The organism is Vibrio sp. 3-2(1), from assembly GCF_963887575.1.
GTDB lineage: Bacteria > Pseudomonadota > Gammaproteobacteria > Enterobacterales > Vibrionaceae > Vibrio > Vibrio anguillarum.
Genome location: NZ_CAWPGB010000033.1, coordinates 13,349 through 38,976, shown reverse-complemented (window position 1 = coordinate 38,976; position 25,628 = coordinate 13,349). Strand labels below are relative to the sequence as shown.

Genomic DNA, 25,628 nt, shown 5'->3' with positions numbered 1-25,628 from the left:
ATCGAAAACAATTAATGATAATGGTTATCATTACGTCGTAATGTTTATGCGGATAGTGCCCATGAAATCTCTACATAATGTGATGAACGCTTCATCAATCACTCCTTTACCCAATCTCTACCTTCTAGACAAATCATCAGAAACCGATAATCAACGATCAATGGCCGTTCACCAACACAGACAAGATATTCAAAATATCTTGGCGGGTCGTGACTCAAGGATGTTGGTGATTATTGGGCCATGTTCAATCCACGACCCTGAGGCTGCAATTGACTATGCACAACGACTCGCAAAGGCACAAAAACAGTTCAGCAGCACTCTTAAATTGGTGATGCGAACCTATTTTGAAAAACCGAGAACGCGGACTGGCTGGAAAGGATACATGGTTGACCCTGATCTCAACGGTCAATTTAACTTACTCAAAGGGCTCAGCTCTAGCCGTGAATTACTCAAGTCAGTCTTAGCGCTAGGTGTACCAACAGCAACTGAGTTTTTAGATACGCATATCGCTCCGTATATCGCGGACCTTATTTGTTGGGGTGCGGTTGGCGCAAGAACCACAGAATCACAACCGCATCGCCAACTCGCGTCGGCATTGCACTGCCCTATTGGTTTTAAAAATGGTACTGACGGCAATACGACAATTGCAATCGATGCGATTCATGCCGCTAACGATTCACATCTGTTGATTATGGCGGGTGAGAATGGACAACCGGTTGCGGTGCAAACTCAAGGTAATCCATATTGCCATATTATTTTACGTGGTGGTGTCACGCCAAACTATGCAAGTCACAGTGTTAAAAGTGCGGCTTATCAATTACACCATAGCCAACTCAGTAGTAGGCTAGTGGTTGACTGCAGCCACGGCAATAGTGGAAAAATCGCTAAGAATCAATTGGATGTAATAAACAACATAGCCCAGCAACTGCTGTCTGGAGAGCGCCACATTGCGGGAGTAATGTGCGAAAGCTTTTTGCAAGGCGGTAGCCAAGCTTTGGATAAAGGCCCGCTCTGCTACGGTCAATCGATCACTGATGAGTGCTTAAGTTGGGAGGATACAATGTGCTTTTTAAATACGCTCGATGATGCGGTCGCAACACTTCAACAGCAGCAATATTGTCACGCTCCAGTGTAAACGACCACTAAGGTGAAGCTCCCGTTTGCTTCACCTTGCCTATCGTCAGTGGCCTTCACCTAATTATCGAGCGTAGCGCCGCCATCCACTCTCAAATCATGCATGGTGATTTGACTTGCTGCATTCGACATCAAAAACATAACAACCCCAGCAATGTCTTCGGGCTCCGCCATTTTGCCAAGGGGTATCCCCAAACGGTACTGTTCAAGATTACCTTTTATCACTTCTCTTTCACCATATTCGCTGTTCCATAACTGCGTTTGCATTTCGGTGCGTGTTGAGCCTGGGCTAACGATATTGCATCGAATTCCATCGTTTGCAAGCTCAAGAGCTGCGCACTTGACCAACATATGCAAAGCCGATTTAGATGCCGCATATGCTCCAATATTGAGCCGAGGCGTATTCGCTGAATTAGAGCCAATCACAATAACATTGCCACGCTGGCGCACTTTCATTCCTATCGCAACCCCTTTCAAAGCGGCTAAGGTGCCAAACGTATTGACATCAAACATCGCTTTGATCTCTGACATCGATAATTCGGTTATTGAACCAAGGTGCAATATGCCCGCGCAGCTGATGAAATGATCAAACTGATAGCGCTCATTCAGTTCTTGTACCCTTTTTTTTACGTCGTCATGATGCTGTAAATCAAGCTCATAGCAATGAAGCTGCTCGGTATAGCGCGCGTTCAAACTCGCTAATTGCTGAGTTAATTGGTGGTGATTTCTATCCGTCGCTACAACTCGATAACCGCTCGCCAGTAAAGATTCCAATACGGCATAACCAATCCCCTGTCCGGCTCCAGTCAATAAAACCGTTTCGTCTAATTTCATCATTTTCCTAACTTTACTCCGTTAAATCCACACTAAACCATAGCCATAACTGAATCTCAGCCTTAGTTAATAACATTAATTATCATTTGTTATTGATAATTATTATCATATATAATCTGCGTACTTTAGTGGTTTGTAAAATAATAAGCAATTAGGCGTAACACGTTATTAATGGAGTTTTGGTGATGAAACGTGAAGTTATTGGGTTTTCAAAAATGGCTAATCAGCTATTGGATGAGCACTTAAAAGAATCTCCCTTCTTTTTTGCTTCGCCTCACAACACCATGCTTGGCGTGGGAGTCGCTCATCAGTTCAATCAAGCGATCCCATTCTGTGAGCTGGCGGATCAAGCAACCAAGATGCTAGAAGCAGCACAAACAGATGAGTACGATAATCCTATTTTATTTGCGACGATTCCTTTTAATGAAGAGACGGCGACGCGTTTCTTTATTCCAGAAAAGCTCTATGTTTCTGGTAGCCCGCGGGCCAGTGAAAAAGAGGAGCAGCAGAGCCACAAAGCGACCATTGTTTCACCGCCAACAGGCAACGACTACAAACAAGGAGTCACAACCTTACTTGAGCTGTTTAATACCACCGAACTATCAAAAGTGGTGCTATCACGTTTAGTGAAACTCTCGACTCCGCAACACATCGATCAAACTCGTTTATTGCGTAATCTGTTGTCCATCAATCGCAATGGCTACACTTTTTCTACTGAAATTGGCCCTAACGCCAAGTTAATGGGAGCCAGTCCCGAGTTGTTGTTGGCGAAGAAAGGCGGGTTTATCGTTTCTAACCCCCTAGCAGGCTCGCGGCCTAAATCAAACAACGCGGTGCAAAACCAACAACGCTCTGCTTCATTACTTGATACGCAAAAAGATCTGAATGAACATGCCTTCGTCGTCGAGGAAGTTGAGAAAGTACTCAGCCGCTACTGCCATAACTTATTTACCCCTATGGTCCCATCAGTGATTGAAACCGAAACGATGCTGCATTTATCAACAGTGCTTGAAGGACAAGCCGATGATCCGATGATTAACTCGCTGCGCATTGCAGCAGAGTTACACCCAACACCCGCGGTGTGTGGTTATCCAAGATTATCGGCTTATCAAGCGATTAAGCAGATCGAAACCTTCGACCGCGGCTACTTCACTGGCATGATCGGTTGGTGCGATGCTCGGGGGAATGGCGAGTGGGTTGTCACGATACGCTGTGCTGAAGTGAGCCAAAACGAGATGAGTGTGTTCGCTGGAGCTGGCATTGTGAATGAATCTTCACCGCAGAGTGAACTTGATGAAACAGGGGCCAAAATGAGTACCATTTTGAAAGCCGCTGGTATTGAAATTGATGAATTGCTTACCGCCTAAGGAGTGGTCATGAATAATCTTAACCCGACCGATTTTACCCCTTGGCCAGAGCAATTCAGCCACCGCTATCGTGAGCAAGGCTACTGGCAACAAAGAACCTTATTTGATTACTTCAGTGATTCCGTCAAAAAAAGCCCTGACGCCATCGCACTGATTGATGAGTTCGGCCAGTACAGCTATCAAAATTTATATCAGAAAATGATCAGCCTTGCGGCTGGCTTGAGCTCACTAGGTTTGCAGCGGGGTGATAATGTCGTACTACAAATGGCCAATCGTGCTGAATTCTATCTCTGCTTTTTTGCCTTGACCATGCGAGGCATTAAACCGGTTCTAGCTCTGCCAGCGCACCGCTATCTAGAGCTGAGCTATTTTTGCCAACATACTCACGCCAAAGCCTATATTTTTTCAGACGATATCGTGGGCTTTGACGCGAAGCAGACCGCGCAGAAACTACGAAGTAGTTGCCCTTATCTCTTGCATACCATTGTTTGCGGTCAATCCTCACACGAGCAAATTCAGGAATTAGATACGCTTTACCACTGCGGGGAAGACGATCCTATTACTCATTCGGTCTTGGCTGATCAAGTGGCTTTTTTTCAGCTTTCCGGCGGAACGACCGGTACTCCCAAATTGATCCCTCGTACGCACAATGACTACGCTTATAGCGTACTTGGTAGCATTCAAATTTGTCAGTTTGGTCCACAAACGAGGTATTTGTGTGTTCTTCCCGTTGCGCATAACTTTCCACTCAGCTCGCCCGGCGCATTGGGCGTCTTTTACGCCGGCGGTTGTGTCGTGCTCGCTTCCGATACCACACCGCACACCGCTTTCCGTTTAATTGAGAAGCACCACATTACTGTCGCAGCACTAGTGCCGCCGTTAGCGCTACTGTGGATGAAATACGCCGAGTCCGCTACAGAAAACATCGAGAGCCTCACTCTGGTACAAGTCGGCGGAGCGAAGTTTAGTGAGGCCGCAGCAATGCGCTTACCGACGACTCTTCACTGTCAATTACAGCAAGTGTTTGGAATGGCTGAAGGGTTGGTTAATTACACACGACTTGATGACCCACTCAGCGTGATTGTTACTACTCAAGGACGCCCAATTTCAACTGATGATGAAGTGATGATAATCAACGATGAGGGTGAGCCCGCCGCCATGGGTGAGGAAGGCTTACTCATGACCAGAGGCCCTTATACGATTCGAGGTTATTACCGAGCTCCAGAACATAACCAGCGCTCATTCACCGACCAAGGCTTCTATATCACAGGTGACAGAGTGCGTAGGACGGCTGAAGGAAATATTATCGTCACGGGACGAGAGAAAGATCAGATCAATCGTGGTGGAGAAAAAATCGCAGCCGAAGAGGTTGAAAACCTGCTACTTCAACATCAGGATGTTCATGATGTGGCTTTGGTTGCTATTGCTGATGAGTTTCTTGGTGAACGCAGTTGCGCCATTGTCGTTCCAGATAATGGTAAAACGCTTAAACCCATTACTCTGAAACGATTTTTACACGCTCAAGGATTAGCAGAATTTAAGATCCCTGATCACATCCATTTCGTCGATGAATTACCCAAAACCCCCGTGGGCAAAGTCAACAAGAAATGGTTAAGAACGCAATACTCTCACTAATCATGGCAATACAGGCGCTCAAAATAACGTGAAGATGAAAAAGCCGATATCGTCGATATCGGCTTTTTCTGGGCGATGCGTTCTCTTTCGCTAGTCTAGTCGCCCAGTATACTCAAACCGGTTGCTCTTCAGTGGAACGCGTGTCCGTGACTTGATGTGACGACTGAGCAACAACACTAGGCTCCATCACATGCCACCACTCTCTTAAAGTTGAATATTTAATCATCTCTGAAAAGGCGCACTCTATGCCCATCTTGCGCCATGATTCAAATAAGGTAACCGCACGGATAGAATCTAAGCCAAGAAAAGTGAGCTTCTCATCTACATCCACTTCATCTAAATCGAGATCCAATAGCTCAGCCACTTGCTGACGCATCTGTTCAAGGCTCAATAATCTGGTTTCTTGTCTGTGGATCATTTGTGGTTTTAGTGCCTCAAGCGAAGTCACGCAGCCAACACGCTCTGTGATGTATTTCAACGTATGATGATGATCTTCCAAAGAGAAATCAGCCACAGCATCACCGACCACAAAAGGCTGTATATCCAACATAAAGGCATCTAACGCCGTTGATAAGATACCTATATGTGCATAGACACCCACAATGATCAACTGGTCACGCTGTGTCTCTTTCATCCACTCCAACAGCGGCGTTTTCTTAAACGCGCTATAACGCCATTTGGTGTATTGGATATCCCCGTCTTCAGGTGAAAGCTCAGACACAATCTCAGTATCTTTTGTCAGCCCTGTTCCCCAAAAATCAGTCAGCAGCGCTCTCTCTACTGGGTCTTGGTTAGGAGGTTGTGCTGTGTACACCACGGGGATATTTGCCTGACGAGCCAGTGATTTCAGCTCTGAAATATTCGCTAATAACTCAGGAACGGGTGCCTGAGAATGATCAAAAAAGTTGATAAAGTACTTTTGCATATCGTGAATGAGCAGTACTGCTCTATCGGCTTGGACATGCCAATGAACTTTGTTTTTCGGAAATGTTTCAGCCAACGGAATGGAGTAGCTGGCTATTTTGGGAATCGCCATAAATATAATCCTTGTTAAAAGAAGCTTTTCTCGTTCGTGATGCCTTAAAGCCAATAACGACTTCAGAAATAAGAGGCTCGTATTCGTCGACAACCGCCACCTAAATGGTAACAATTATCATTTCATTAATACTAAAGCAGTCTACGCATAAAAATCAATTGTTAATGAGATTAATTCTCAATTATATGTGCAACATGTCGCTCTCGACTCACGGCAACACAACAAGAGCCCACCACAAAACGAATAGCTAATTCATCGTTTGCGCCGCAGGTTGGGAAGTGACCTCATCTGAGGAGACGTTAGGTTCTGAGCTTGTGCTAACGATAAGCGCTGGATCAAACAGAGTCGCTTGGCGTAATGAGCGAAATGCCATCACCATCAACGCACCAATTCCCGTTGCACCCAAACCAAAAGTGAGGATCGACATCGTTGGTGCTAGCACTTTACCCAACGCCCCTAAACCGAGTGCTCCAATCGAGTCTCCCGATACATCTTGCGCCGTCCATAAGCTACTTACGCGGCCTAACAGATGATCTGGAGTGTGTCCTTGTACGATCGAATATTGAATCAAAGAAGCGACCGAACCCAAATAACCATAGCCAACTAAGATGAGAGCAAACCACCAAAAATTATTCACAAGCCCCATAGCCACAATCGCTAAAAATGAACCTAACGTCGCGTAGATTAAGACCATTCCTGGCTTTTGCGACTGTTTTACCCAACCTGAAGTCAGTGCGCCACACATCGCCCCCAACGGAATGGCCGAATACATCACACCTGCGTTAGCGGCGGTGCCCTGAAATGAGACTAAAGCTAACGCAGGGAACATCACTCTAATCGCAGTTGCTAATGTTTCGAGTGTGCCAAACAGCACCACACAGCCAACCACTTTGTTTGAAAATAGAAATTGAACACCTTCATACAGTGATTGAAATGGATTCTCTGGCGAATGATGTTGCGGTTTCATCGAAGGTAATCTAAACAGTGGGATCAGCGTACAAAGCGTTCCAACAGAAGCCGCAATATAGTTCCAACTGACATCACCGACAGTGATCAGTAAGCCGCCAATCGCTGGTGAGAGAACCATACCTAATCGAACCGTTAACATGCTCAATGCGGCAGCTTCAGGTAATTTTTGTCGCCCAACAATGGTCGGTAAAGCAGCCATCAAGGCCGTCATACCCATAGCGCCAAAAAAACCATCCCACACCGAGAGGATATAGAGAGCCGCTAAGGAGGATTGCGCGACTATGCTATTGAATGCTAATGCAGCAAACCCAATACCACAGGTCGCGCGTGCGAACAAAATCAATCGACGGCGATCGTACTTATCGGCCAATACGCCTCCTAGCAGCAGGCCAACAAACATCCCGATACCATCCAATGCCATGATAAGACCTACCTGCAAGGTCGAACCGGTCATTTGATGTATCTGTATCGGCACTGCGACCGTCATCATGCCAAGAGCAAGCACTGACATCATGCGGGCCATAAAGACCATTCGGAAATGTGGGTTGTTTTTCAGTAGGCTAAAATCTAAAAATATATTCTTTATATTCATACTATTATCTATTCAAACCAGAATGTAATGCTTTCGAAACATCGCGAAGATTAAGACGAAACCAGCCTTGATACGCACTGGTTTCGTCGATGGTGGTTTTTGTTATTTTTTCAGTGCAGCCTTCGACTCCAGCAGCATATTTAAACATTCGCCAATCTGGCGTACATTTTCTGGGGCCAAGATATCTTCATGTGAACAATCAAACTGATGTTTAATCAACTGGCCGACAAAAGATTGCCAATGAGCATCAATATCATAACCATCTGGCACCGTACGCTGCGCCACGAAAAGGTGGGCCGGACCTTGATAATCAGACGTTTGTGCCTGTGCAAGTAGACGTACCGCATCTTCATAGTTAGCGGTAATCTCATTGAACATCGCCAAACGTTGCTCATCTAATTCAATATCGGTTAGCTCATTGATGGCCAGAAACTGCTCTTTTTCACGCTCAATTTCGTACTGCTCTTCTTCATCCATCGGGCCATCCCAGTTCTGACCCTCCGGTGGATAGGTATCCAATAACCCTAAAAAGTGCACCTCTTCACCCTGCTGTTTAAGCTTCGCGGCCAATTTTTGTGCCACAATCCCGCCAAATGAATAGCCTAATAGATGGTAAGGTCCAAATGGCTGTATCTCTCTTAAGACGGGTAATAAACGATCACACACTTCTTCCATCGTTTCACTGGTCGCCATCGCTCCGCCGGGCCGAGGTGATTGCAAACCATAAATGGGATAATGTCCTGTCAGATATTTAGGTAGCCCTGTGTATTGCCAAGCAAAGCCAGAAGCAGAGTTGACGCAAAAAAGTGCTGGGCCACTTCCGGCACGGATAGGCAGCACTTCGCCAAAACCAGCTAAGGTTGGGTCGTTAAAAGCATCGTCATCTAGCAGCAAACTCGCCAGTTTCTCCACCGTAGGATTGACCATGATTTGACCCACTGTGACAGGTAGGTTTAGCGCTCTTCGAATATCTGCCGCTAGTTTCATCGCCAGCAGTGAATGCCCGCCGAGCGTAAAGAAGTCATCATCAGCAAACAGTGTTTCGACAGCCAATACTTGAGCAAATAGCGTCACCAATTGTGTTTCAAGGCCCGGATGAGCCTTGCGCCCTACCCGTACTGCGACGTCATTTGGCCGCGGTAATGCTTTTTTATCTAGCTTACCGTTGGCGCTAAGCGGATAGTGATCCAGTAACACGATAGCCGCGGGAACCATATGGGCTGGTAAATGTTCGGAAAGTTCAGCGCGTAGCTTCTCGCCATTCGTTACGCTCATATCATGCGCGATGACGTAACCGATAATTTGCCGTTCATCAGCGCCTAACATACCTGAATGAGTAGAGAGCGTCTGAGCACAGACCACCGCTTGTTTTACCGCAGGAAGTGCCTGTAATGCGCTTTCAATTTCACCCAGCTCCACACGCTGCCCGCGAATTTTTATCTGATCATCACTGCGTCCTAAATACTCAATCGAGCCACACGCTAACCAACGTACGACATCACCAGTGCGGTACATTCGCTCGCCACAAGTAAACGGATTGGCGATAAACCGATCCGCCGTTAACGCACTGCGATTAAAGTAACCGATGGCTAATTGCTCGCCAGCAAGATAGAGCTCGCCCGGTACACCGATTGGTACCGCTCTTAAAAAGCTATCGAGCACATAGACTTGGGTGTTCCATACCGGTAAACCAATCGGTGCACTACGGCCAACGCTTGCGTTTAATGCCTCGCCGTAAGCTGGATAGTAAGTCACGTCAACCGCCGCTTCTGTCGGGCCGTACAAGTTATGCAGCGGTGCATTAATTCTACGTGCGTACTGATGGCAGAGCTCTTTCGCAAGCGCTTCACCTGAGCAAAATACTTGCTTGAGGCTTGGTGCTACGGTGAAACCCGTTGGGTGAGTTGCTTCAATTGAGGCCATGAAAGCAGCCAGCATTGAAGGTACAAAGTGCATCGTGGTCACGTGATAATCGTCAATTATTTGCAATAACCATTCAGGGTCTTTATGCGCTTCAGCCGGAGCCATCACTAAACTCGCCCCTTCCAGCAAGGGCCAGAAAAACTCCCACACGGAGACATCAAAACTGCACGGCGTTTTTTGCAATACCACATCATCAGAGCTCAAGGGATATTGGTGCTGCATCCACTTCAATCGGTTGACAATCGCTTGATGAGAAACCAACACCCCTTTAGGGTTACCCGTTGAACCCGAAGTGTAAAGCAAGTAGGCCGCATTTGAGGGGGTAAGCCCATCTGCGCGGTTCTGCCGCTCTGCGCGCACGGGGGCTGGTAACTTATCCAACAACAATAGCGCCGCTAAACCTTCAAAACGTGAGGTGAATGAAGAGCAAGTGATGATCAGCGCAGGCTTAGCATCATTGATCATGTAGGCTAAGCGCTCATCCGGATAGCCAACATCCAACGGTAAATAAGCCGCACCACATTCAATAATACTGTAGATCGCCAAGCTCAAGGTTGCGCTGCGTGGCAAGGCAACAGCAACAATATCCCCGGCCTTAACACCTTGCTGAAGCAGCAAATCGGCAATGGCGGCCACCTGCTCAGCCAGTGCTTGATAGGTAAAACGGTGCTCACTATCAATTAAAGCCAACTGATGTGGAGAACGTTGTTGCTGCGTGATCATCAAATCACGCAGTGTCATGCGTTCAACGGCGGTTTTGGTCTGGTTGACGCGTTGCTGCAATTCAATTTCGCCACTTAACCGCAGATCCCATTCAGCGAAAGGCTTATCACTCGAAACCATAAACTCATCCAGCATTTGCTCAAATCGTTGTACGATCTGTTTTGCTACGCCGACTCGGTCTCGATATTCAAACAGGATATGCAGTTGCTCTCCCGGTAAGACGAGAATGGTTAATGGATAATGGGTATAGCCACGATTGTGGATAGCCATTAATTTCGCGCCGCTAAAATCTTGCTGGTACCAACGGCTATGATCTGGATAGTTTTCGACCACCAGCAAAGTATCAAAGAGTGTTTTTCCGCCCACCAGTTGCTGGATCTCACCCAAGCCAAGTTCATCGTGCTCCAGTAATTGGATTTGGATCGCTTGGTGCGCTTTTAATTGTTCACTCAAACTAAGGTGAGGTTGCAGTGTCACACGCACCGGCACGGTATTACTGAATAACCCTATCTGTTCATCAATACCAGCAATACGGCTGAACCGACCAGAGATTGGCGTACCAAAAACCACCTCTTCGCGGCCCGTCATGCTGGCGAGAATACTCGCCCAAAGGCCTTGCATTAAGGTGCTCATGGTTAAGCCATGATGTCGTAAACACTGATTTAACTGATCCGTTTTATGCTTTGATAGCCATAACTGATGCTCGTTAACTTCCTCGCTAAGCGGAATATCATCAAAAGCCATACACGGCTGGACATCTGCTAATACTTTGCACCAAAGCTCGGTCGCAACGGTTTTATCACGCTGCGTTAGCTGGCTCACAACATGAGCATAGCCGACGGTTACCGGAGGTAAATTCGAGACCCCTTGTGCGTATGCACTGAGAAAGTCATTCAATAAAATCGGCGTTGACCAGCCATCGACTACCAGATGATGTGCTGAAAGGAGCAGTGTACTTTGCTGATCACCATGAAAAATCAACTGGGCCTGCAACAGGCTGTGGGTAGGATCGTTAAGGTCAAACTGGCGGCTTAGCTCTTGCTTCTCTAACTGATCAATCAACGCGCTTTGCTCATCACCACTCATGTTGGTTATGTCATAACGTGTCAGTGGCCAACTTGGATTAATCTGCGTCATCACCTGTACGGTACGCCCCAATATCGAACTATCAAATCGAGCGAGTAACTGCGGATGACGCCTAATCACCGCATTAAGCGCTTCGCTCACGCGATGTTCAGACAGTTGACCTTGGAAAGTAAGACGCGTGGTGGAGTTATAACTGCTATTTTTATCCCCTAATTGAGATTGGAACAGTAATCCTTCTTGCAAAGGCAATGCTGGCAGTACATCCGCTAACTTGCCATAGTGGTGTTGCAATAGGCTCGCTTGTCGCAGTGTGATTCCCGGCTCGGTATAGTCAGCAGGCACAGAGAGGTCCAACTCAGCACCATCGCCAACTTGTAGCGCTTGCTGTATTTTGAGCAGCTCACTTTCAATCTGTTGGCTCAGCGACACCATTTCCTGTTGGCTGAACAGGTGAGCATTCCAAGACCAGTTGAGCACCAATCGTGGCGTTGCCGATTCTTCGACGAAAATATTTAGCTCTAAGGGATGCTGCAAAGCCCGTTCACTGTTTAAGGTGACGGCAAATGTATCGGCAAACTGCCCACTATATTGCTGTGGTGACCACTGACCATCGCTGCTTTGGAAACGGCCAAGGTAATTAAACAGCAATGACGGTTGGCGTGTATTCGCCAACGTGCGTAACTCATCTCGATACGGATTATCAAGATAGCGCAGCACCATATAACCTAGCCCTTTATCTTTCACACTGCGCTTACTTTGCTTCACTTCACGCAATCGCTCGCGGTAATCACCCTGCTTTGGCACGCTAATGATCAACGGATATTCGGTGGTAAACCACCCTAGGGTTTGATTGAGATCGATCCCCTCTTTACACTCTTCACGGCCATGAGATTCGACGTTTACTTTAATCTCTTCACACCCATAAAGTCTTGCGATCGCCCCCGTGACCGCCGCTAATAGCATCTCTTCAATATCGAGATTCGTCTGGTGTGTGGGTAATTCCAATAACGGCTGCGTAACGGCATGAGAGAGTGGCGTACGCCAATGCGCCATGCGTATTTTATCGACAGGATCCTTGATGGGAGCAACAGCACGCTGTGCCTGCGCTCGCCAAAATGGCATTTGCGCAGCAGCGACCGCTAAATGTTGATACAGCGCTTTTGACCAACAATGGATACCGGTAACCTCCTCAGAAATCACCGCTACTTCACCTGTGACTTGTGCTTGAGTTAATGCCTGCAACTGCGGAAGTAATATTCGCCAAGAGACACCATCGATAAGGAAATGGTGAGCAAGGATCATGAGACTTTTACGCCCACTGCGCTCCGTTATCATCACCAAGCGTAATAGCTGACCCGATGATATTGACATCGACTGACTGCGCTGGCTAAACAGACTGTCCAACACGTTGCCATCTAGCCTCTCAAGCGAAACCGATTCAACCCAGTTTTTTACATCAAGATTTTGCAGCGCCTCAATATGGTATTGCTGTTCTTTTTGGACCAAGCGACATACGGAATGGTTGGCGACCAGTTGCACTAAACTGGCTTGCAAGTGCGCTAATTGGGTTTCGCTTTCCACCTCAACAAGCACACTTTGCACATAACTGGTTGTATTAGAAAATGTCTCCTCAAACCATTGCCACATAGGTAGAGGCCGAATAATGCCTTCTTGTTTCTCGCGCTGTTGCTGCTGTAGTGGCACCATTTGGCTCGCCATCATACCCAGTTGACGGGCTGCAAAAATAGCTTTGGGTCGTAGATCATAGCCCGCCGTTCGCAATCGCGTCCCAAGGCTCATTGCCGAAATACTGTCCCCGCCTAGGTTAAAGAAGTCATCTGACATTCCTACGTCACTGACACCGAGTAGCTCGGTGATCGCATCACATAACAGCTGCTCTGGTTGGGTTATTGGGGCCACGCGTTCGCTACGCGTGCCTGCCGAGTACTTAGGGAGCGCTTTTCTATCGATTTTCCCATTCACATTCAAAGAGAAAGCATCCAAGATCATCACATTGGTTGGCTGCATATAGTCAGGCAGCGCCTGTGCGATAAGACTTTGCAGTCTTTGCTCTGTGAACGCGGGTTGAACTGACTCACCCTGAGTCCCTTTCTCTAAAGTACAGTAAGCCAATAAACGATGAGTATCGCCAACAGGCTCTGCCACGACTACCGTCGTATTAACACCATCAATCGCATTAATAGCGCTTTCTACATCGCCCAATTCAATACGAAAACCGCGAATTTTAATTTGGTGATCACACCTGCCAACAAAATCAAGTAGCCCATTGTCTCGCCACTTCACCAAATCACCAGTGCGGTACATTATCTTGCCATACGCAAAGGGGTTCGCCACAAAACGTTCTGCTGTCATACTTGGCTGGTTGAGGTAGCCCTTTGCTAACCCCGCACCCGATAAATAAAGCTCACCCACCTCACCAATAGCGACAGGCTCTAAATTTTCATCAAGCACGTAAACACAAGCACCGGCAATGGGTCGACCAATGACAGGCGATGCATCTGCATCAAGCGAAGCGCTGATCGCATCAACCGTAAATTCGGTTGGTCCATAAAAGTTTTCCACCAGCAGTTCGGGAAACTCACTCACACGGGACCAAAGCTTTTGTGGTATGGCTTCACTACCAATCAAAACTAACGTCGGCACGTGATCGTTCGTCATTAATCCACTATCGAGCATTTGATCAAACAGTGAAGGCGGTAAATCAAGAGCATCGATATTATCTTCAGCAACACACTGAACCAGTTCGTAGGCGTCTTTCCGTTGTTCATCGTCATACAAATACATAGTATGGCCAGACAACATCCAGAGTACTTGCTCCCAAGAAGCATCGAAGGAGAATGACGTCGTATGCGCTGCACGAACAGTAATAGCTTGTTCTGGTAATTGACGACGTGTCGCCAGTTTTCTGATGGCCGCAGAAAAAATCGAACCTTGATGAGAGCGCAGTAAATTCAACAGCGCTCCATGTGTGTTCATGACCCCTTTCGGGTGACCAGTCGAACCTGAAGTAAAGATGATATAAGCCACGTCGCTGTGACTGATCGTCGGTTTGGGTTGTGGTGCTGTGTGAATGCGAGCCAATTCAGGAAGAGCAATAAACCTAGGGACGTAGCTTATCGATGAATAAGCCATGTTTTGCTCATTCTCCTCCACAACTAAGCACCAAGGGCGTGCTTGTTCAACAATCGATTCAATACGTTCAACGGGATAATCAAGATCGATAGGCAGATAAATCGCACCCACTCGCAAAATGGCTAGCATAGTCACGACGCTTTCAGGCCCACGTCGTAACGCGACACCTGCAATATCACCTTGGCGCAAGCCCGCGGTAATCAGTTGATCCGCTCGAGTTTCAATGAGGTGATTGAAGGCATCAAATGTCCAACGCTGCTGTTTAAACACCAAGCCATCTTCGTTTGGCTTGCTCTCAACTGTCTGTTGCCACACATCCAGCACGGTTTGCTCTGTTTCATGTTCATGTTGTGGCCCCACCGACCACAAAGCAATCTGCTGCTTCTCGCTCGGCGGGATTAACTCTACCAAATCAAGTGGCTGTGTTGGATGGTTGGCAATCTGCTCTACCATCGCAACGAAACGAGCGGCATGAAGTTCTAATGACTCTTGGCTATATTTGGTGCTGTTGGCCGTGATATTAACACTCAGTGTCTGACCATCGAGCACTGGCGAAAATTCAATCTCATCAATCGGACCTGCCGAGAGGATATGTGTCTCAGTCTCTACGCCAGATAAACTCAGTGCAGCTTCAAAGGGTTTAAAGTTGAGTATCGGGCCATAGAGCGGCTGGCCTACTAATCCCAAATCACGCTGGATCTGCTCAGCGTCATACATCTGGTGGCGACGAACTTGGCGGATGGTTTTATTCATCTCTCGCGCCACATCAATAATGCTCATTTGTGGATGAAGTGACAGCGCCACCGGCAGTACATTCACTACCGCACCAGCGGCACAAGTGGCGGCATTGCCCATTCGGCGCATAAAGGGGACACCGACACACACTTGCTCTTGCCCAGAATGTAAATGGAGATAAGCAAATACCATCGCCATCGCAAGCTCGGCGGGTAACAACTGTGGACTATAGCGAGTTAACCACTCTCCACTGATTAATGGCACGGTGTGAGTGATCGTGCTCGATGATGTATTGGCTGCGCTACCTGTGGTGAGCGAAATAACATTGGGTAAATGAGCCGCTTGCGTTTGCCAAAAGTCGTACGCCTGCTGGCGCGCTGCTGAGTCTAAAAATTGCTGATATTCTTGAATTACATCACTAAAAGCGCTGAACTCTTGAGGTTTCGCAGCGCCAATCCGCCAATGGTTATATAGTTGGCAGATATATTGACTGATGGCATTCACGCTGAACCCATCCACGTCAATATGATGGTAACGTTGATACCAAAACCATTGCGGTGCATTGCTTGAACCAACATCAATTAAACAGTGTCGGAAACGCCTCTTTCTTGATGAAATGTCCAACCGCTGCGCAAGATCGTGCTTCATCCACTCCCGAGCCGACTCTTCTGGCAAGGCGGCTTGTGAAAAGTCGAGAATCTCAAGCCACTGCCCTTCTTCATACGCTGGATAAAACTGCTGCCTCACGCTGCCATCGCTCTCTAAATAATGGCAGTGAAGGGAATCAACGCCTTGCAAGCCGATGGCTACCGCGTTTGAAAATAACTCAATATCGATTTGACCTTGAATCACCACGTAGTGGGCAACATTAAATTGCTCTGGATTGGGCATCATCTGCTCGGCAAACCAAATACCTTGCTGTGTGCCGATAAGAGGCCACTGATCCTCTTGCACTGATGAGTTGTACATCTCTTTATTCCTAACAAAAGTCATTGCCTATGTCCCTTTTTGTTACCCCGCTTAACAAGCATGAATGAACAGCGCCGCTATTGCAGGAGTCAAAACTCGTTTGGTTTAAGCTCGAATATCTAACCACTGAGCTTCGATGTAGTTGCAACACTCTTGTTTTGACCTCGGTCCAAGGATGGCTTGCCAACCAGCGGGAATGGCTTTGAATTCTGGCCATAAACTGTATTGATTATGCGAATTGATCAGCACTAAAAATTGATGCTTAGATTCATCAAAAGGGTTGGTGTATTTTTCTGACATATTTCTCTCTACCGCTGAAAATTAAAGATAAGGTTCTAAAACATATGACAAGCCATCGATGATCCCGCCGCGCCAACAGAGTCGGTCATGACCGCCGTCAAACAGACGAAATTGAATCCGATGCTGTTGTGAAGCCAACTGTTGGTATAGATCTCGACTTAAATCGATCATGATGTCTTCACCGCTACCCACTTCGAGGAAAAGCGCAAGACGTGAATTGGCACCTAAACCTTGATGTACCTCTTGGCTCATTTTGCTTAATCGCGAGTCGCTTTTCGGTGGACAATATTCACTGGGGGGTTTAACGATCGAGAAATCGGGCCACCAAAATGAACCCGATTGACAAACCACAGAACCGAATCGCTGCGGCCAGTGTAATGCTGCGTACATTGCCGCTAAGCCTCCTAAACTCTGGCCTACGATCACCGTTTGGTCTGCATCGCGGGTTACTCTGACGCGCTCGTTAATCGAGGGGAGTAACTCCTCCATCACGGCTTGCCAAAACAGCGGATTACAGCTGAGATCATCACTGCGTTGTTGAGCGCTAATTTCATCAATCAACACATAGAGCGCCGCTGGAAGCTTTCCACTGTGGGTCGCCTGTGAAAGAGCCTCATAAACCGGCATCGATTGAGACCAAAAACGGCCATCCAGCATCAACACCAAAGGTAACGGCTCAGTGGTGGGTCTTTGCGCGGTCGAATAAAGCCAAATCTCACGCGATGTACCGAGCAAAGTGCAGCTCCAAGTAAAGGTCGAATCAGCACTTTTGAAGCACTGACCTTGCGCTGAATCGAAACCGAGCCACTCTGTTTGCGTAAGCGCTTTAGGCATATGACAAGGTGTTTTCGCGCGCCCCCACTCGCATTTTGACAAATCATTTTGAGCCAGTGGATCAGCGCAACTCAGTGGAAAAATGGAGCGTAGCCATTGCCGATGTTGGTGGCGCATTGCATCGTATGAACCTTGGTAACTCGGCTGCATTAACGCTTCTGGGACAGGAATAAAAGAGTACCCTCCTCGCCAACTTGGTTTGACGCTATCGATATAAAACCACACATCGGTATTGTCGATATGAGTAAACTTCGCCATCGAAAAACTGTGATGATCGGTGACACCATTAATATCAACGTAGATCGCTTGATTTGCGGCCACACTCGGCTCCGGCCCACGCCATAAAAAAAGAACCTTTGCATATTCGCCATTTATTTCAATCACATAAGGCATGCCGATCGATTGCACATGTGCCCACCAAGGCTCGTCACCAATAGAGCCGCCCTCTTGAATAAAACGGGCCAACACCCCATTGAGCTCAGCCCTCTCTTGTGAGCTCTCCTGATTAACAACCATTACTAAAACCACCCCATATCAAGCCTAGTATTTTTGAAACATAGAAACTAAGTAGCATAAAACTGCATTGATGATATTGCAAATAATAACAATTATCATTAACATTACAACCAGCAACAGTTGATTCTATAATGGTTGCAGCAACATCATTTTTTCTATTAAGGAACTTTTAGGTCATGAAGCCCATGGATATGAATAACGGTAATGGTAAGGCAGTCAGAAATATCAATAAGACTCAACTCGCCACACTGATTGGCATCCTCTGCGTGAGTACTAGCGCAAATGTTGTCGCGGAACAGCTCGAAAAAAAAGAGCCACAGAAAAAGCAAGATACTGTGGTTGTGGTGGGTGAGAAATTGGGAGGAACACTGGCCGAAAACACCAGTTCGCTCACCCTATTCACCGATGAAGTGGATGATGGTGAAAGCCGAGATTACTACGATCTGCTCGACCGCGTACCCAACGTACTCAATGCACCTTCGGGCATTCCACACATTCGTGGGGTCGATGGACGTGGCCCTGGCGAAGGTTTTCTGACCTTCATGACAGGCGCAACACCTCGCGTCAATACCACGGTAGACGGCGTGTCTGAATCTTGGTCTGGAGAAGCGTTTGGTAAAGCTGGACTGTGGGATACAGAACAAGTGGAAGTCTATAAAGGGCCGCAATCCACCAACCAAGGCCGAAATAGTATTGCCGGTGCGGTTGTGATCAAAACTAAGGATCCAACGTTCCACCGTGAGGGTAAAGTTCGCGCTGGTTATGAAAATGAAGACAGTAAATATCATCTCGCAGGGGTCGTGTCGGCACCTCTGGTTGAAGATACTTTAGCGTTTCGTCTTGCCGCCGAAGGTACCAAAGGCAATACCCCTATCGATTACTCTCTGCCTAACGGCGATCAGTACCCTTGGGATCCTTCCGAGCTCGAATCCTATAATGTCCGTGGTAAATTATTGTGGAAACCTCAAGGAAATGACAAGCTAACAGCCAAGCTAACGGTTGGTAGCCGTAATGAAGAGGGGCAATACACCAACTTCGTTACCAAGCCGGGCACACTTGAACTGCATAGCAAAAGTGGCACGCGTCGCCAAGAAACCAAAAGCTGGAATATCAACCTAGACGTCAATTATGTGATTAATGATGAACTGACAACGGATATTTTAGTCGCCCATCGTAACTACACCACCAAGTTCAAAGCTTATCCTGATACTAATTGGTATGGTGATGTGGATGAAGATAACTACACCGCAGAAGCAAAGCTTACATATCAATCACTTGATGAAAAGTACAATGCGATTCTAGGCCTAGCCAGCTTCTTCAAAGATCAATACACCGAAACAGATTCATTAAAACGTAAAGATGAAGTTTTAACCAACTCAATCTACTTTGATTCAAGAATTCGTTTGGATAATCGCTGGCAGCTATTATTAGGTGCACGTTATGAAAGAGATGAACTGAAGCGAGATTTCGATCACGCTACCCTACCACTCGATTTTAAAGCCGATGAAGATGACGGCATCCTATTGCCTAAGATTGGTCTATTACTTGATGTCTCAGATCACTCCACCCTCGGTCTTACGGCCCGTAAAGGCTACAATGCCGGTGGATTAGGCTATAACGAGTACAAAGAAGAAGTTTTTGTTTTTGAACAAGAAAAAGTCTGGAGCTACGAGCTAAGTTCTCGTTCAAGTTTCCTGGATGACAAGCTGGATCTGACTGCTAACCTGTTCTACAACGACTACAAAAATTATCAAACTTCGGTCTCTGGTGACAGCGGCAAACGCTTCGACACCTATATTACCAATATACCGAAAGGGAAAACTTACGGTACGGAAGTTGAAGCCTCTTACTGGTTTGATTCTGGGCTCGACCTGTTTGCGTTTGTCGGTCTTCTTAAAACGGACATCAGCGAAGGACCAACCGGTACCTCTACCAATCTCTCAGGCAATGAGTTCAGTTACGCTCCTAAACTGTCTGCAGGTGCGGGCTTTACGCAACACTTAGATTTTGGTCTATTTTTTGGTGCTCGTGTTAACCACGTTTCTGATTACTATACCGATTTAGCCAACACAGAGAGTAAAACGGCTGGCGATTACACTGTGTTGAATCTGAATGCAGGTTATACTCTCAACGATTTGACTATTCGCGCTTACGTGAAAAACGTCACTGATGAAGAGTACGTGATTCGCCAGAAAAGTGATCTCTACGAAGTCGGCGGGCCACGCACCTTTGGCATAGTCGCTGATTACCAGTTCTAGTTAATAACTCTGACTCACTCTCCTAGACATCAACACTTTGTTTTTGACTGGGGGAGTGATTTTTCACTCAATCTGAGATAAACGTCACCACGCAGGCGACGCATCGAACAAGTTCACTCACTCGATAGGTAAAATAGGCATGCTCATCATTCCAAACTGGCCATCTTTCATCCAATACCACCAGCTTGAAGTGAAGTATCTACCTGAATACAAAAATAAACTTGAAGAGCAAGGGATCTCCCTGCCCTCTTCTTTAAACCAAGCCGTGCTAAAACGCCATTGTGAATTTTTAGCTGGCAGGATGTGTGCAAAACACTGCCTAACCAAACTGGATCAATCACAGTCGCTAACGTTAGAGATTGGCAAGGGGAATCAAGCGGTTTGGCCGCAAAATATCGTAGGCTCAATATCCCATTGCCATGGCTACGCTATCGCAGCCGCCACTCACCAGACTCAAGCGTGTGCCGCTCTTGGTATTGATATTGAACAACTCATACGAGATGAATGGCTCAGTGATATTCGCCAGCAAGTAATGACACCCGCAGAGCACATTTTTGCTCATCACTTTGCCCAATTAGCGAGCTTTATTACGCTGATTTTTTCCGCGAAGGAATCGATTTATAAAGCCATTTATCCATGGGTTGAACAGGTTCTTGATTTTCACGTGGTAGAACTGATCCATGTTGACAAACACGCCAAACGACTCATTTTTCAGATTCACACTGATCTTCATCCTTTTTTAAATCCATCATACACAATCAGCGTTGGCTACCACTGGCCTGACAGTGAGTATGTACTGACTTGGTGTTATTTAAGTCAAGCCCATTTTTCGACACATAAAAAATAGCCGGCTAACACTGCTTTATAACGCCCCATATCAACCTAATACTGGCGCAGCAGCGTACAAAATTCCGTCAAAGGTATAAAACCTTATCTTTCCTTGGTTGTTATTCGCTTGGCAAAGCACGATAATCACCAGATCGGAACTTAAGACTTATATAACTATGACCGAATATTTTTTGTTATTAATCGGCACTGTACTGGTCAATAACTTTGTACTGGTAAAGTTTCTAGGGCTATGTCCTTTCATGGGCGTATCAAAAAAACTAGAAACCGCAATAGGGATGGGGTTAGCGACGACTTTCGTGCTAACTCTAGCGTCAGTGTGTGCGTATTTAGTAGAAAGCTATGTCCTTAAACCATTAGGTATTGAGTACTTACGCACCATGAGCTTTATTTTAGTGATCGCCGTGGTGGTGCAGTTCACCGAAATGGTGGTACACAAAACCAGCCCAACGTTATATCGCCTGCTCGGGATTTTCCTTCCTCTTATCACCACCAACTGTGCGGTACTTGGGGTTGCGCTTCTCAACATCAACGAAAATCATAACTTCATTCAATCCATTATTTATGGTTTTGGTGCCGCGGTTGGATTCTCATTGGTATTGATTCTGTTTGCTTCCATGCGCGAACGCATCGGCGTAGCCGACGTACCAACGCCCTTCAAAGGCGCATCAATTGCTATGATAACCGCAGGTCTTATGTCACTCGCCTTCATGGGTTTTACAGGATTGGTGAAGTTGTAATATGAGCACAATACTCATCGCTATTCTTGCACTTGTCGCATTGGCCGCTGTGTTTGGCGCTATCTTAGGTTTTGCCTCTATCCGCTTTAAAGTAGAAGCCGATCCTATCGTCGATCAGATTGATGCGATTTTACCGCAGACACAATGCGGTCAATGTGGCTATCCGGGCTGTCGCCCTTATGCACAAGCCATTGCCAATGGCGATAAAATCAATAAATGCCCGCCCGGCGGCCAAGCAACCATTGAAAAATTGGCTGACTTAATGGGCGTTGAAGCCGAAGAGTCTGCACATGATCTTGATAATAAGGTCAAAACCGTTGCCTTCATTCATGAAGATATGTGCATCGGTTGTACAAAATGCATTCAAGCTTGTCCCGTAGATGCCATTGTTGGTGGAACTAAGGCTCTGCATACCGTGATCAAGTCAGAATGTACTGGCTGTGATCTGTGTGTTGCTCCCTGCCCAACGGACTGTATTGAAATGATCCCGGTAGAAACTACGACCGATACTTGGAAGTGGCAAATGAACGCGATTCCTGTTGTTGATGTTACCGACTCTGCCCCACGTGCGCAGAAAAGCGTGAATTAAGGATTGGCATGTTGTCATTAATAGAACAAATCAAAGCTGGCACTCTCTGGAACTTCCCAGGAGGCATTCACCCGCCAGAAAATAAACAGCAGTCAAATCAAACGGCACTGACTCATGCCGGTATACCGCAAGAAATTGTATTGCCACTCAAACAGCATATTGGCCGAGCCGGTGATTTATTGGTCAGCGTTGGCGATAAAGTACTCAAAGGCCAACCACTAACACAATACACCTCAACCTTCATGTTGCCTGTACACGCTTCAACCTCTGGCATCATTACCGCCATTGAACCGCGCACCACGGCGCACCCTTCTGGGTTAAGTGAAATGTGTATTGTCATCACGCCTGATCAACAAGATGAGTGGGCAGTGCGCGCACCACTGGCTGATTATCGACAACACTCCCCAGAGCAATTGATTGAAATCATTCGTCAAGCTGGCATCTCTGGGTTGGGCGGCGCCGGTTTTCCTACTGCAAAAAAAATGCAATCAGGCCTCGCTCGCACTGATATTTTGATCATCAACGCCGCCGAATGTGAACCTTACATCACGGCCGATGATGTACTCATGCAGCACCATGCCGCAGAGATCATCGATGGGATCAGTATTGTAGAGCACATTCTTAGGCCCAAATTAACCATCATCGGTATTGAAGATAACAAACCAGAAGCAATTCAAGCGTTAGAAGCCGCCGCAATACATAAAGACATCGTGATCCGCGTGATCCCAACCAAATACCCTTCAGGTGGTGAAAAGCAGTTAATTAAATTGCTGACCAACCAAGAAGTGCCTGCGGGTAAAATTCCAGCCGATATTGGCTTGATGGTACAAAATGTTGGCTCTATCTACGCGATTAAACGCGCCGTCATGGATGGCGAACCCCTGATTAACCGCTTAGTCACCTTAACGGGCAATACGTTTAAACAGCCCCGGAATGTCTGGGTTTTATTAGGCACACCCGTACAATATTTACTCGAACAATTTGGCTATAAGGCAGATAAAAAATTACCGCGTCTTATCATGGGCGGCCCGATGATGGGGTTCACCCTGCCTCATTCACAAGTTCCGATCACCAAAACCACCAACTGCATTCTGGCACCCACTCGTAAAGAGATTGCCTCTTCACAAAATGAAATGGCCTGCATTCGCTGTGGTCAGTGCGCGGAAGCCTGCCCGGCCTCCTTATTACCTCAGCAACTGTTCTGGCACGCGAAAGCGGAAGAATATGATAAGTGTGAAGAACTGAACCTCAAAGATTGCATTGAGTGCGGGGCTTGTGCTTATGTTTGCCCCAGTGAAATTCCATTGGTGCAATACTATCGTCAAGCCAAGGCCGAGATAAAAACTCGCCAGCAAGAATCAGAAGCCGCTGAACGTGCCAGAGTACGTTTCGAAGAGAAAAAAGCACGTTTAGAACGCGATAAAGCCGATCGCGAGAATCGCTTCAAAAAAGCAGCCGATGAACGTCGTCAAGAGATGAAACACACAGGCGGCGACGATGCGATTGCAGCGGCCATTGCTCGCGTTCAAGCGCAAAAAGCACAAACAGAAAACAACCCAAGCACCGTAAAACCCGCCGTTGCTGCGGCTATTGCTCGCGCTAAAGCCAAGCAAGCCGAAGCACTGCAAGCAGGTCAAGTCGAGCCTGATAACGCTGAAATGGTTAAATTGCGCGAAGAGCGCAAACGTCAAGCTCGCGAGAAAAAAGCGCAGCAAACCAGTGCTGATGCGCCACCAGCAGAAACTGGTGATGATAAAAAAGCAGCAGTCGCGGCTGCCATTGCCCGCGCGAAAGCGCGCAAAGCAGAACAGCAAACGGCGCCAAGTGATCCCCAACCAACGCTTGAAGCTGCACCAACTCAACCTGAGGACGTTAAAAAAGCGGCAGTCGCGGCTGCTATTGCCCGCGCGAAAGCGCGCAAAGCAGAACAGCAAACGGCGCCAAGTGATCGCCAGCCAACGCTTGAACCTGCACCTGCTCAACCTGAGGATGCAAAAAAAGCGGCAGTCGCTGCTGCCATTGCCCGCGCCAAAGCGCGCAAGGCAGAGCAGCAAACGGCGCCAAGTGAACCTCAGCCAACGCTTGAACCTGCACCTGCTCAACCTGAGGATGCCAAAAAAGCGGCAGTCGCTGCTGCCATTGCCCGCGCCAAAGCACGCAAAGCCGAGCAGCAAACGGCGCCGAGTGAGCCTCAACCAACGCTTGAACCTGCGCCTGCTCAACCTGAGGATGCCAAAAAAGCGGCAGTCGCTGCCGCCATTGCCCGCGCCAAAGCGCGCAAGGCAGAGCAGCAAACGGCACAAGCGAAAAACAATCATAATTCTGAGGAGAATAATTAGTGGCCTTTTTTATTGCCAGCTCCCCCCATGCACACAGCAAACGCAGCACATCAGAGCTGATGAAGTGGGTCGCCTTGTGCGCCTTACCGGGGCTTATCGCGCAGAGCTACTTCTTTGGTTGGGGTACTCTCATTCAACTGATGCTCGCTATCATCATCGCTTTGGCTTTTGAATCTGCCGTTATGCTACTGCGTAAGCGCTTACCACTGTTGGCAATCAAAGATTACAGCGCCGTGGTCACCGCTTGGCTTCTGGCCATTGCCATTCCTCCGATGTCCCCTTGGTGGGTTATCTTTATTGGCCTTATTTTTGCCATCATTATTGCAAAACACTTATACGGCGGACTAGGACAAAACCCATTCAACCCCGCCATGATTGCTTATGTGGTTTTGCTTATCTCTTTCCCTGTGCAGATGACCAGTTGGATTGCTCCAACGGAATTAGCCCCGGATCCCAGCTCGTTTAGTGATGCATTTTCACTTATTTTCAGTGGCTTCAACGTAGAAGGTTTATCACTACAACAAATCCGAACGGGTATCGATGGTGTCACTATGGCCACCCCATTGGACGCCGTAAAAACCGGATTACATAATGGTGAGACTCTGCATGAAGCGATGAGCCAGCCTCAATTTAGTGGGTTAGCTGGGCTTGGCTGGGAATGGGTTAACCTTGCCTATTTAGCTGGCGGCTTATTATTGATCAAACTACGTGTGATCAACTGGCATATCCCGATTGCGGTGCTGTGTGGTTTAGTAACGGCAAGTGCTTTCACTGCGCTTATTGAACCGGGAGCAACCGCCTCACCCTTGTTTCATTTGCTCTCGGGCGCGACTATGCTCGGCGCTTTTTTCATCGCAACCGATCCAGTCACCGCTTCCACAACCGTCAAAGGTCGCTTAATTTACGGCGCATTTATTGGCATGATGATTTTCATTATCCGCAGCTGGGGAGGCTTCCCTGACGGGGTAGCCTTCGCTGTATTACTTGCCAACATGTGTGTCCCACTGATTGATTACTACACTAAACCTCGAACCTACGGGCATTAAGGAG

The 25,628-nt window shown here is 47.2% G+C and carries 15 protein-coding genes; 9 read left to right on the top strand and 6 right to left on the bottom strand.

The genetic code is table 11. The annotated features are described in order from the left end of the window. The first annotated feature begins 61 nt into the window (after nucleotides 1-61). A complete protein-coding gene (locus AACQ79_RS11255; RefSeq protein WP_170899099.1) occupies nucleotides 62-1,135 on the top strand; it encodes a 3-deoxy-7-phosphoheptulonate synthase in 1,074 nt (357 codons plus the stop codon). A 59-nt stretch (nucleotides 1,136-1,194) separates the two neighbouring features. Here AACQ79_RS11255 and AACQ79_RS11250 read toward each other — a convergent pair whose 3' ends face one another. Then, nucleotides 1,195-1,971, bottom strand: coding sequence for a 2,3-dihydro-2,3-dihydroxybenzoate dehydrogenase (locus tag AACQ79_RS11250; RefSeq protein WP_170899098.1), 777 nt, complete (start codon nucleotides 1,969-1,971; stop codon nucleotides 1,195-1,197). Nucleotides 1,972-2,147: 176 nt separating this feature from the next. Between AACQ79_RS11250 and AACQ79_RS11245 the strand changes: the two genes are divergently transcribed. Then, entirely contained in the window at nucleotides 2,148-3,335 is a 1,188-nt protein-coding gene (locus AACQ79_RS11245) for an isochorismate synthase (RefSeq protein WP_170899097.1), read from the top strand. A 3-nt stretch (nucleotides 3,336-3,338) separates the two neighbouring features. Next, complete coding sequence (gene vabE, locus AACQ79_RS11240) at nucleotides 3,339-4,970, top strand: 2,3-dihydroxybenzoate-AMP ligase VabE (RefSeq protein ID WP_170899096.1); 1,632 nt, start codon at nucleotides 3,339-3,341, stop codon at nucleotides 4,968-4,970. 112 nt (nucleotides 4,971-5,082) lie between these two features. On the opposite strand, the gene AACQ79_RS11235 is transcribed toward vabE, so the two are convergent. The 5 genes from AACQ79_RS11235 to vabH all read right to left on the bottom strand — a co-directional run bounded on the left by AACQ79_RS11235 (nucleotide 5,083) and on the right by vabH (nucleotide 17,818). Continuing rightward, entirely contained in the window at nucleotides 5,083-6,006 is a 924-nt protein-coding gene (locus AACQ79_RS11235) for an isochorismatase family protein (RefSeq protein WP_170899095.1), read from the bottom strand. Nucleotides 6,007-6,253: 247 nt separating this feature from the next. After that, complete coding sequence (vabS, locus tag AACQ79_RS11230) at nucleotides 6,254-7,567, bottom strand: vanchrobactin export MFS transporter VabS (RefSeq protein WP_017048406.1); 1,314 nt, start codon at nucleotides 7,565-7,567, stop codon at nucleotides 6,254-6,256. Nucleotides 7,568-7,669: 102 nt separating this feature from the next. Beyond that, nucleotides 7,670-16,156, bottom strand: a complete 8,487-nt coding sequence (vabF, locus tag AACQ79_RS11225; RefSeq protein WP_170899194.1) for a vanchrobactin non-ribosomal peptide synthetase VabF — start codon at nucleotides 16,154-16,156, stop codon at nucleotides 7,670-7,672. Between the two features lie 105 nt (nucleotides 16,157-16,261). Further along, nucleotides 16,262-16,456, bottom strand: coding sequence for an MbtH family protein (locus tag AACQ79_RS11220; RefSeq protein WP_013857274.1), 195 nt, complete (start codon nucleotides 16,454-16,456; stop codon nucleotides 16,262-16,264). Between the two features lie 21 nt (nucleotides 16,457-16,477). Further along, entirely contained in the window at nucleotides 16,478-17,818 is a 1,341-nt protein-coding gene (gene vabH, locus AACQ79_RS11215) for a vanchrobactin esterase VabH (RefSeq protein ID WP_170899094.1), read from the bottom strand. A 164-nt stretch (nucleotides 17,819-17,982) separates the two neighbouring features. On the opposite strand from vabH, the gene fvtA reads away from it, so the two are divergent. From fvtA to rsxD, 6 genes are all read left to right on the top strand, one after another. Beyond that, nucleotides 17,983-20,064, top strand: coding sequence for a TonB-dependent siderophore vanchrobactin receptor FvtA (fvtA, locus tag AACQ79_RS11210; protein ID WP_170899093.1), 2,082 nt, complete (start codon nucleotides 17,983-17,985; stop codon nucleotides 20,062-20,064). A 139-nt stretch (nucleotides 20,065-20,203) separates the two neighbouring features. Further along, nucleotides 20,204-20,911 (top strand): 4'-phosphopantetheinyl transferase family protein, encoded by a 708-nt coding sequence (locus tag AACQ79_RS11205; RefSeq protein ID WP_010318462.1) that lies wholly within the window; start codon nucleotides 20,204-20,206, stop codon nucleotides 20,909-20,911. A gap of 157 nt (nucleotides 20,912-21,068) precedes the next feature. Beyond that, nucleotides 21,069-21,650 carry an electron transport complex subunit RsxA gene (rsxA, locus tag AACQ79_RS11200; protein WP_010318463.1) on the top strand — a complete coding sequence of 194 codons (582 nt, stop codon included), beginning with the start codon at nucleotides 21,069-21,071 and terminating at the stop codon, nucleotides 21,648-21,650. Between the two features lies 1 nt (nucleotide 21,651). Continuing rightward, nucleotides 21,652-22,239, top strand: coding sequence for an electron transport complex subunit RsxB (rsxB, locus tag AACQ79_RS11195; protein ID WP_094165735.1), 588 nt, complete (start codon nucleotides 21,652-21,654; stop codon nucleotides 22,237-22,239). An 8-nt stretch (nucleotides 22,240-22,247) separates the two neighbouring features. Beyond that, nucleotides 22,248-24,578: an electron transport complex subunit RsxC gene (gene rsxC, locus AACQ79_RS11190; protein ID WP_170899092.1), complete on the top strand. Its 2,331-nt coding sequence runs from the start codon at nucleotides 22,248-22,250 to the stop codon at nucleotides 24,576-24,578. Continuing rightward, entirely contained in the window at nucleotides 24,578-25,624 is a 1,047-nt protein-coding gene (rsxD, locus tag AACQ79_RS11185) for an electron transport complex subunit RsxD (protein ID WP_170899091.1), read from the top strand. The genes rsxC and rsxD overlap by 1 nt, the downstream gene beginning before the upstream one ends. Nucleotides 25,625-25,628 lie beyond the last annotated feature (4 nt).